Source organism: Streptomyces sp. NPDC058701 (assembly GCF_042715295.1).
Classification (GTDB): Bacteria; Actinomycetota; Actinomycetes; order Streptomycetales; family Streptomycetaceae; genus Streptomyces.
In genome coordinates this window covers 1-3,109 of record NZ_JBHXSY010000123.1, presented here as the reverse complement: position 1 = coordinate 3,109, position 3,109 = coordinate 1, and the positions used below count along the sequence as shown (strand labels likewise).

The window sequence follows — 3,109 nt, the reverse complement described above, 5'->3', positions numbered from 1 at the left end:
GGCTGGGGCATGCTGGTGATGGTCACGCGGCTCCTTCATCGGCTGGGGCTGATGGCCGACGCCGGGCCGGGTGGGCGGTCAGAACTGTGATGGTGCCTTGTGCGGCAAGGCCCCTATCGGGACACGCCCGCCGGTCCGGCGGCAGCAAGCACCGCCCGGGACCACGGGCCGACAGATCCTGAACAAGGCAGCCTGGGCCAGTTGTCCCACGGGTCAGACCCTGGCCCCGGACGACGCCCCATGAGTCTCACAGTTGTCCCAGACCACCTCGATGGGGCCGTCGAGCTGGATATGGGCCCTCACCAGCAGGTCGCGGTAGTCCTGCCAGGAGAAGGAGAAGCTCTTACGGGCGCCCTTGAGCAGGAGATGGTTGCGCTGGCGGTGGATGAGACGGCTCTTCTCGCCGGGTTTGTAGCAGTAAGGGACGGCGACCGAGGTCCGACGGCGGGAGCGGCCGCGGACGCGGATGACGGGGGTGTGTCCGCGCCGGCCCCAGGTGCGGGCGCGGGGCGGCGTCATGGAGAATTCGGCCTCGTCCTCGAAGACGAGCCATGCCCCGGACGCCGCCGCGAGGCTTTTACCTGGGGCCAGACCTCCTTCTTCCACAGCTCCACCGCGTGCTCGTCCCGCTCGAGTGCCTTGCGGGCCGGTGCCTGCCAGGACCAGCCGTGCCGTTTCAGCAGCCGCCGGACCGTCGCCACCGAGAGACTCTCACCCGCAGCCTGCGGCGGATCACCGTCTGGACCCGGACCCGAGTCCACCGTTCATCCTCGAAGCCGTGCGCTGACGGGCTCTTGCCGAGTTCCTCCTCGAGCATGCTCAACTGGGCATCGGTGACGGTCGGGGGGTTGGCCGGGCCCGTTGAGTGCAGGGCCTCTATGCCGCCCTCGCGCCAGGCACGACGCCAGCCTTCCACCGACCGCACACTCACCCGCAGGTCCTCCGCGATCACTGCGGTCTTCTCACCCGCCGCGAACCGCTCGCCGGCCTGAAGCCGGATCCCCTCACGGAACGCCCGACGCTCAGCGGTCAGGCCCCCACCCTCCGGACAAACACCAACCGTCAGCGCCTACGACAAGCAACCAGTCAGCAGTAGCAGCAGCCACTAAATGATCTGAATGCACACGCGCCTGCCTACAAGGCCGGCGGGACCTAGCGGGCGCCTCGCAGCAGGTGACGATTCCCAACCAGTAATTCAGCCGGGATCTCAGCTGATCGACACTAGCCGCGACGTCGTCGGGATTCATTCCGCTCTGCCCGCCGATTCGCGGTGTTAGTGGTAGATGAGAAACTGCAGATCTGAGCCTTGGAACGGACCGCGCTCTTGCTGGCTACGCTGCTAGGATCCGAAGACGACGGAGCTTCGCCTATGTCCCCCGTGGCACTGTTGACGTGTTCACTGCCTTGGAACTCTTGGACGGACGAAGTGATCACGCACCTATCCGCGCAGCATCAGACTGACTTCCTCGACGAGATCGACCCCCAAACCGCCCGTGAAACTCATTTTTGACTGATAGTCACGGCTGAGTTCGATGCAGAAAGGACCGTGTCGTCGCCGCACCGATTGGTTGAGCTCGCGTAATCACAAGACCCCTCGGACAACCCCGGGCGGGACGATAGTTTGCTGCCTAAGATCTCGCAGGTCAGTGACGTGCAGCCACGTGTCTGCTATCATCAGCTGTTCCGAAGTAGGTCGGGCCACCCGCGTTCGTCCTGCTATCCCAGATATGGACGACCCGCAAGGTTGGATGCCGCCGAGCCGGGCTCTACAATCTCCCTATGGCGCAGAAAATTGTTACCATTTATACCGATGACCTGACTGGTGAAGAATCACAGGAGGCCTCGCCCCATACACTCGTACTTGACGGTGTAGCGTACGAGATTGATCTTGCTCCGGATAGTTATGACAAGCTGCTCGAAGCGGTCGCCCCGTTCATGAAGGTCGGCAGGAGGACCGGGCGAGCACGTGCCAATGCGCCGAAACCCAGTCAACGCGGCAAAGTCGGCCACACAGCAGAGATCCGTGCCTGGGCCAAGGCGAAAGGGTTCGAGGTGAACGACAGGGGACGCGTACCGAAGGGTGTGCGCGAGGCATACGAAGCGGATCACTGAGATCCGGTTTGGAGATGAGGGTCGCGATCCATGAAAAGTAGCTACGTCGGCCCTCATCACCTGCTTTGCGCCCGGCTGTGCCTCCGTGAGCTCTTCCACGTTCCCTGGGGGGGGTGTCTCTATGTCCTTCGTCAAGGACGTGCTGCCGGGTGTGCGGGTGTTTGGGAGGGTCATGCGGCGAGGGTGATGGCGGGGGTTCTGGACTCGTAGAAGGTGCCGTCTCGGAGCATGGCGAACAGGACGTTGATGCGTTGGCGGGCGAGGCGGAGGAGGGCCTGGGTGTGGGTTTTGCCCCGGGCGCGTTGGCGGTCGTAGTAGGTGCGGGAGGCGGGGTCGGCGTTCATGCAGGCGAAGGCGGAGAGGAACATCGCGCGTTTGAGCTGCCGGTTTCCGCCTCTGGGTGCGTGTTCGCCGTGGATCGAGGTCCCCGAGGATCTGGTCGTGGGGGCGAGTCCGGCGTAGGAAGCGAGGTGGGCGGCGCTGGGGAAACCGGTGCCGTCGCCGACGGTGACCAGGAGGACGGCGGCGGTCCTGACTCCGACTCCGGGCATCGAGGTCAGGACCGGGTGAAGAGGGTGGGCCTCCAGCAGGCTGCTGATCTGCGTTTCCAGTGCCCGGCGCTGGTCATGGACCACGGCGAGGGAGGCGGCCAGGGACGGGATCACGATGTCGAGGGTGCCGGTTCCCGGGACCACGACGGTCTGTTCGTCGAGGGCGTCGAAGACGTCGTCGATCAGACGCGCGGCCATGCGCGGGGCTTTCGGGCGGATGAGTTCGACGAGTCTGCGGCGGCCGGCTTTCCGCAGGGCGGCCGGGGATCCGTATCGCTCGAGGAGCCAGGTGGCGGCCGGGTGGTCCAGCCGGGGCCCGAGCACCCGCTCGAGGCTGGGGTGGAACTGGGTGAGCAGACCGCGTATCCGGTTGGAGGTGCGGGTGGCTTCCGCGGCGAGGTCCTGGTCGAAGCCGGTCAGCACCGTGAGCTCGGCGGTGATCTCGT

At 65.5% G+C, this 3,109-nt stretch carries 5 protein-coding genes; 1 reads left to right on the top strand and 4 read right to left on the bottom strand.

The window, feature by feature from the left end; translation table 11 throughout:
* Positions 1-213: 213 nt before the first annotated feature.
* From ACFWW8_RS38360 to ACFWW8_RS38350, 3 genes are read right to left on the bottom strand one after another with little or no spacing between them, the layout of a single operon-like run.
* Positions 214-606, bottom strand: a complete 393-nt coding sequence (locus ACFWW8_RS38360) for a transposase (protein WP_386537523.1) — start codon at positions 604-606, stop codon at positions 214-216.
* Positions 516-761 (bottom strand): winged helix-turn-helix domain-containing protein, encoded by a 246-nt coding sequence (locus ACFWW8_RS38355; protein WP_386537521.1) that lies wholly within the window; start codon positions 759-761, stop codon positions 516-518. The genes ACFWW8_RS38360 and ACFWW8_RS38355 overlap by 91 nt, the downstream gene beginning before the upstream one ends.
* Positions 677-952 (bottom strand): hypothetical protein, encoded by a 276-nt coding sequence (locus tag ACFWW8_RS38350; RefSeq protein WP_386537518.1) that lies wholly within the window; start codon positions 950-952, stop codon positions 677-679. The genes ACFWW8_RS38355 and ACFWW8_RS38350 overlap by 85 nt, the downstream gene beginning before the upstream one ends.
* Before the next feature lie 827 nt (positions 953-1,779).
* On the opposite strand from ACFWW8_RS38350, the gene ACFWW8_RS38345 reads away from it, so the two are divergent.
* Entirely contained in the window at positions 1,780-2,112 is a 333-nt protein-coding gene (locus ACFWW8_RS38345; RefSeq protein ID WP_386537515.1) for an Lsr2 family protein, read from the top strand.
* A 170-nt stretch (positions 2,113-2,282) separates the two neighbouring features.
* On the opposite strand, the gene ACFWW8_RS38340 is transcribed toward ACFWW8_RS38345, so the two are convergent.
* Positions 2,283-3,109 (bottom strand): IS110 family transposase (locus tag ACFWW8_RS38340; RefSeq protein WP_386537512.1); only part of this gene is annotated, 827 nt, incomplete at its 5' end.